Genomic DNA, 6,222 nt, shown 5'->3' with positions numbered 1-6,222 from the left:
GCGGGCTCCGCGCCGCGGGAGGGCGCGCGACCGGATGCCGTGGCCTCGCGGCGTGCCGCGCGCTCGACCTCGCGACGCACCTCGGCGAGGTCCTCCCCCAGCCGCCTCGCCAGCAGGTGCTCGTAGCGGTGCCGCAGCGGGGCGTCGCGGATGTCCGCCAGCAGCGGCGCGGTCAGCTGCAGCCCGCGCAGCCGTCCTTCGACGGTGCCGAGGTCGAGTCCGCCGAGCCGCTGGTCGATCATGAACTCGAACATGGGGGCTTTCGCCTCGATCATCGCGGCCACCGCGGCGTCCCCGCGGGCCAACCGCAGATCGCACGGGTCGAGCCCTTCGGGACCGACGGCGACGAAACTGGTCGCGTTGAGGGTGCGGGCCTCCGTGAAGGCGCGCACGGCCGCCTTCTGGCCCGCGGCGTCCGGATCGAACGTGAACACGATCTCGGCCGCCGCGTTCTCGCCCAGGATGCGGCGCAGCACGGTGATGTGCTCCGCGCCGAACGCCGTGCCACAGGTCGCGACAGCCGTGGTGACGCCGGCGAGATGGCACGCCATCACGTCGGTGTAGCCCTCGACGACGACGACCCGCGGCGGTTCGCCCCGCGCGATGTCGCGCTTGGCCAGGTCGAGCCCGTAGAGCACCTGCGCCTTCTTGTAAATCGGCGTCTCGGGCGTGTTGAGATACTTCGGCCCCTGGTCGTCGTCGTGCAGCCGGCGGGCTCCGAACCCGATGACCTGCCCGGTGACGTCCCGGATGGGCCAGATCGCACGCCCGCGGAACCGGTCGTACACGCCGCGCTGGCCCTGCGAGAGCAGGCCCGCGGTGGTCAGCTCCTCGCGCGTGAACCCCTTCGCCGTGAGCGCGTCCAGCAGCCCCGACCAGCCCTTCGGCGCGTAGCCGACGCCGAAGTGCGCCGCGGCACCGGCGTCGAAGCCGCGCTCCCCCAGGAATCGGCGCGCTGTCTCCGCCTCGGGCGTCATCAGCTGCGCGCGGTAGAACTCCGCCGCCGCGCCGTTCGCCTCGTACAGGCGGGCGCGACCGGAGGTCTCGCGCGCGACGCCCCCCTCCTCCATGTGCAGGGTCACGCCGACCCGGCCCGCGAGACGCTCGACCGCCTCCGCGAACGACAGATGGTCCATCCGCTGCAGGAAGGTGTACACGTCGCCCGACTCGCCGCAGCCGAAGCAGTGGTAGAAGCCGACCTGGGGGCGCACATGGAAGCTGGGGCTGCGCTCGTCGTGGAACGGGCAGAGGCCCTTCAGCGAGCCGACGCCGGCGGGCTTGAGCGCGATGCGCTCGCCGATGATGTCGGCGATGTTGGTGCGGGCCTTGACCTCCTCGACGTCGGCCTGCGAGATGCGTCCGGCCATCACAGCCCCTCGAGCGGCTCGGGCAGCGCGTAGGAGCCGGGGTGGATGCCCCGGCCGCCCGGCACCCAGATGCCGAGCGTCGAGAGGTCGACGTTGCCCACGAGCCGACTGTGCCAGGCGATCGCGAAGCGGTCCGTGAGACTCGCGACCTGGTCGACGATCACGCGCCGTCCGGCCTCCTCGGTGGGCGCATGGGCGAAGTCCTCGGCATGGATCGCGTCGAGGTTTCCCGGCGCCTCCCAGAGCGCGGTCGCGAGCTGCTTGAGCACCCGGCGCTGCTCCTTGTAGAGCGGCTTGCGACCCTCGATCGAGACCACGAAGGCGCCGATGGTGCCCTTGAGCACCGCCATCTCCGCCTCCACGACTCTCGGCACGACGACGTGCCCGTGGTAGCGGATGAGCGAGGGCGCGTCATAGGCCTCGCGCGTGGCGGCCGTCGCCGCGCGCGCGAATCGGCCGATGAGGTCGCTCGTGAGGTTCTTCAGCCGCGCGAGGGCCGCCCGGCTGCCGTCGAACGAGACGATCCATTCCGGCAGGCGCATGAGCCGGAACAGGGCGTCCTCCAGCTCCTCGCGGGTGAAGTCGTAGCCCACCCAGGTCTGGATCGCGGTGAGGATGGCGGCGTGCTCCCGCGGATCGCTCAGTCGCCGCGGGTCGAGGTAGCCGTTGACCACCGCGTCCTCGAAGTCGTGCACCGAGTACGCGATGTCGTCCGAGAGGTCCATGACCTCGGCCTCGATGCAGCGCACGCGTCCCGGCGCGTCCTCCCGCATCCACCGGAACACGTCCTCGTCGTCGGCGTACACGCCGTACTTGAGCCGGCCGCCGGGGTCCGGGACCGGGTTCGCCGCCGTCCACGGATACTTGCACGTCGCGTCCAGGCTCGCCCGTGTGAGGTTCAGCCCGTGGCTGCGGCCGAAGCCGTCGATCACCTTCGGCTCGAGCCGGGTGAGGATGCGCAGGGTCTGTGCGTTGCCCTCGAAGCCGCCGATCTCCTCGGCCCAGTCGTTGAGGGCCCGCTCCCCGTTGTGCCCGAACGGGGGATGGCCCAGGTCGTGGCTGAGGCAGGCCGTGTCGACCACGTCCGGTGACAGCTCGAGGGCCGTCGCCAGCTCCCGGCCGACCTGCGCGACCTCGAGCGAGTGGGTGAGCCGGTTGCGGGCGAAGTCGGCCGGGGAGGCCGGGCTGAGCACCTGCGTCTTGGCCGCCAGCCGCCGCAGCGCCGCGGAGTGCAGCACGCGTGCCCGGTCGCGGGCGAAGTCGTCGCGCCGGGACCGGTGGGTCTCGGGGTGGAACCGCTCGGTGGCCGCCGACTCGTACCCGTCGGCGCGCCCGGAGCCGGGATCAGCCGCCACTGGTGTCCAGCTCCGCATCCGCCAGCGCGCACGACTCCGCGACGGCGACGTCGCGGGAGTCGAGCCAGCCGTCCGGCAGCGCCGGCCGCTTGGGGGTGCCGGCCCGGCCGCGCTGGCCTTCGGCGGCCGCGCCCGGGTACGGCGCGTCGAGGTCGAGCGTGGCGAGCAGGTCGTCGATCTCGGCGAGCGTGGCTGCCGTCGCGAGCGCCGCGCGCGTGTCGCCGCCGACGGGGTAGCCCTTGAAGTACCACGCGACGTGCTTGCGGATGTCGCGGCATCCGCGCCCCTCGTCCTCGAAGAACTCGACGAGCAGCTCCGCATGGCGCCGGAACGCGCGCGCCACGAAACCGAGGGTCGCGTCCACGGGGGCGGCGCCCTCGCCGCCGAGCGCGCGTGCCAGATCGCCGAACAGCCAGGGCCGGCCGAGGCACCCGCGCCCGACGACCACGCCGTCGCACCCGGTCTCGGCCATCATCCGCACGGCGTCGGCGGCGCTCCAGATGTCGCCGTTGCCGAGCACCGGGATGTCGGTGACGGTCCGCTTCAGCGCGGCGATAGCGCTCCAGTCCGCCTGACCGGAATAGAACTGGGCCGCCGTGCGGGCGTGCAGCGCGACGGCGGCGGCCCCGGCGTCCTGGGCTCGCAGGCCCGCCTCCAGGAAGGTGAGGTGATCGTCGTCGATGCCCTTGCGCATCTTGACGGTCACCGGGATGTGGCCGGCGCCGGCCACGGCGGCGCGCACGATCTGTTCGAACAGGCCGGTCTTCCAGGGCAGCGCCGAGCCGCCGCCCTTGCGGGTGACCTTGGGCACCGGGCAGCCGAAGTTCAGGTCGATGTGGTCGGCTCGGTCCTCGTCGGCGAGCAGCCTCGCCGCGGCGCCGATCGTGGCCGGATCGACGCCGTAGAGCTGGATCGAGCGGGGGGTCTCGGACTCGTGGTGGCGGATCAGCCGCATCGTGGTGGCGTTGCGTTCGACGAGGGCGCGCGAGGTGATCATCTCGCTGACGTACAGGCCGGCGCCGTACTCGCGGCACAGCCGCCGGAACGCCGTGTTGGTGATGCCGGCCATGGGGGCCAGCACGACCGGCACGTCCGCCGCGATCGGGCCGATGCGCAGCGCGGGGCGTTCGGCGAGGGTGACAGTCACCCTGCCATTCTCCCAGAACCGGCCGCACGACGGCGTGCGCGGGCATACCCTGGGGACATGCCCGCGGAATCCTCTCCCGACCTGCGATCCATCCCCTTCGAGACCGCCGACGGCGGCACCACGACCCTCGCGGATTTCGACGGCAAGGTGGTGCTCGTCGTCAACGTCGCCTCGAAGTGCGGGCTGACTCCGCAGTACGAGCAGCTCGAGCAGCTGCAGCGCACCTACGGCGATCGCGGGTTCCAGGTCGTCGGGTTCCCCTGCAATCAGTTCATGGGCCAGGAGCCCGGCTCGATGGAGGAGATCCTCGAGTACTGCTCGACGACGTGGGGCGTCTCGTTCCCGGTCATGGACAAGGTCAAGGTCAACGGCTCGCACGCCGCGCCCCTCTACAAGGCGCTGAAGAAGACGAAGAACGTCGAGGGCGCGAAGGGACCGGTCCTGTGGAACTTCGAGAAGTTCGTGCTCACGCCCTCGGGCGAGCTGCACCGCTTCCGTCCGCAGACCAAGCCCGACGCGCCGGAGATCGTCTCGGTGATCGAGGCGGCCCTCCCCGCCTGAGTCAGGCGGTCTCGGCGATGGTGGACTCGTCGGCCGTGTGCTCGGGCCAGACCTGGCGCACGATCTGCGTGAACGCCTCCGGCGGCTGCGCGCCGCTGACCCCGTACTTGCCGTCGATGACGAAGAACGGCACGCCGGTGATGCCGTAGGCCGCGGCCTGCCGCTGATCGGTGCGCACCGCCTCCAGGTAGCGCTCGGACTCCAGCGCGTCGCGGGCGGCCGCGGCGTCCAGGCCCGCCTCCGCGGCGAGGTCGACGAGATCGTCGACGCGACCGACATGGCGCCCCTCGACGAAGTGCGCGGCCAGCAGCCGCTCCTTCATCTCGTGCTGACGGCCCTGCTCCTTCGCGAAGTGCAGCAGCTCGTGCGCCTTCACGGTGTTCGCCGGCTGCACCGTCTCGAAGTGGTACTCCAGGCCCGCCTGCGCGGCGACGCCGGTGACATGCGTGAACATCTGCTGCACCTGGGCCGGCGCCATGCCCTTGCGCTGCACCAGGTAGTCGACCTCGGTGCCCTCGTAGTCGGGGGGCGTGTCGGGCGACAGCTCGTAGGAGTGGAAGGTCACCTCGACCTGCGGCGCGTCGTCGTCATCGGATGCCGCCGCCAGGCCGGCCTCCAGGTTCCGCTTGCCGATGTAGCACCAGGGGCACGCCACATCGCTCCACACGTCGATTCGGATCGGGTCGGTCATACCGGGACCAACCGCCGCCGCGGTGTCGCTATTCCGCGGCGGCGGGCGCGTCGACCGCGCCGCCGAAGCGCCGGTCGCGATCGCGGTACAGCTCGATGGCGTGCCACAGGTCACGGCGGGAGAAGTCCGGCCACAGCGTGTCCAGGAACACGAACTCGGCGTACGCCGACTCCCACAGCAGGAAGTTCGAGGTGCGCTGCTCGCCGCTGGAGCGGACGAACAGGTCGACGTCCGGCATGTCGGGCTGGTACAGGCGCCGCCGCACCAGCTTCTCCGACACCGCGCTCGGCCTCAGGCGCCCGGCCGCGACGTCGTCGGCGATCGAGCGCATCGCGTCGACGAGCTCGATCCGGCCGCCGTAGTTCACGCACATCGTCAGCGTCAGCACGTCGTTGTCACGGGTGAGCTGTTCGGCGTACTGCAGCTCGGTGATGACCGAGCCCCACAGCCGCGGCTTGCGGCCGGCCCATCGCACGCGGACGCCCCACTCGTTCAGCTGGTCGCGCCGACGGTGCAGCACGTCGCGGTTGAACCCCATGAGGAAGCGCACCTCGTCGGGCGAACGGTTCCAGTTCTCGGTCGAGAACGCGTAGACGCTGAGGTGTCTGACGCCCGCCTGGATGGCGCCCGCCACGACGTCCAGCAGCGCCGCCTCCCCCGCCTTGTGGCCCTCGACACGGGTGAGCCCCCGCCGGTTCGCCCAGCGGCCGTTGCCGTCCATCACGATCGCGACGTGGCCCGGCACCGCGCCGCGGCCGAACGCCGGCGGGTACTCGCCGGTCCAGTCGACCGGGCGGTACGGCACCGCGTCCTTGTGGGTGAAGGGCTTGGGACTCACCGGGCGATCTCCATCTGTGCGAGCGAGCGGATGCCGCGCTCGAGGTGCCACTGCGCATAGGCGGCGATGAGGCCGGACGCGCTCGCGGACGCCGAGGCGGAGGCGGCGTCCACCGCCTCCCAGTCGCCCGCCAGCAGCGCCCGCAGCAGGGACGACGTCGGGGGCTCGACCCGGGCGGAGCCCGCCGGCGCGCAGGCGTCGCAGACGGTGCCGCCGGCCTGCGCGACGAACCACCGGTGCGGGCCCGGCGCGCCGCAGCGGGC

General features: G+C 72.1%; 7 protein-coding genes. 1 reads left to right on the top strand and 6 read right to left on the bottom strand.

The window, feature by feature from the left end:
- The 3 genes from dnaG to dusB all read right to left on the bottom strand — a co-directional run.
- A partial coding sequence (gene dnaG, locus QM626_RS04230) for a DNA primase (RefSeq protein WP_415074309.1) occupies nt 1-1,367 on the bottom strand: 1,367 nt, incomplete at its 3' end.
- Nucleotides 1,367-2,740 (bottom strand): deoxyguanosinetriphosphate triphosphohydrolase, encoded by a 1,374-nt coding sequence (locus tag QM626_RS04225; protein ID WP_415074307.1) that lies wholly within the window; start codon nt 2,738-2,740, stop codon nt 1,367-1,369. The genes dnaG and QM626_RS04225, both read right to left, overlap by 1 nt.
- Complete coding sequence (gene dusB / locus QM626_RS04220; RefSeq protein WP_415074305.1) at nt 2,712-3,869, bottom strand: tRNA dihydrouridine synthase DusB; 1,158 nt, start codon at nt 3,867-3,869, stop codon at nt 2,712-2,714. The genes QM626_RS04225 and dusB overlap by 29 nt, the downstream gene beginning before the upstream one ends.
- A gap of 57 nt (nt 3,870-3,926) precedes the next feature.
- Here dusB and QM626_RS04215 point away from each other — a divergent pair, with 57 nt between their 5' ends.
- Nucleotides 3,927-4,430 (top strand): glutathione peroxidase, encoded by a 504-nt coding sequence (locus QM626_RS04215; protein WP_415074303.1) that lies wholly within the window; start codon nt 3,927-3,929, stop codon nt 4,428-4,430.
- Nucleotide 4,431: 1 nt separating this feature from the next.
- Here QM626_RS04215 and QM626_RS04210 read toward each other — a convergent pair whose 3' ends face one another.
- The 3 genes from QM626_RS04210 to recO all read right to left on the bottom strand — a co-directional run.
- Nucleotides 4,432-5,121, bottom strand: coding sequence for a DsbA family oxidoreductase (locus QM626_RS04210; RefSeq protein ID WP_415074301.1), 690 nt, complete (start codon nt 5,119-5,121; stop codon nt 4,432-4,434).
- Between the two features lie 28 nt (nt 5,122-5,149).
- Entirely contained in the window at nt 5,150-5,959 is an 810-nt protein-coding gene (locus tag QM626_RS04205; protein ID WP_415074299.1) for an isoprenyl transferase, read from the bottom strand.
- A partial coding sequence (gene recO / locus QM626_RS04200; RefSeq protein WP_415074297.1) for a DNA repair protein RecO occupies nt 5,956-6,222 on the bottom strand: 267 nt, incomplete at its 5' end. The genes QM626_RS04205 and recO, both read right to left, overlap by 4 nt.

It is taken from the genome of Microbacterium sp. (assembly GCF_047606385.1).
Taxonomy (GTDB): domain Bacteria; phylum Actinomycetota; class Actinomycetes; order Actinomycetales; family Microbacteriaceae; genus Microbacterium.
The sequence above is the reverse complement of the archived record's forward strand: the minus strand, read 5'-3'. Positions and strand labels throughout refer to the sequence as shown.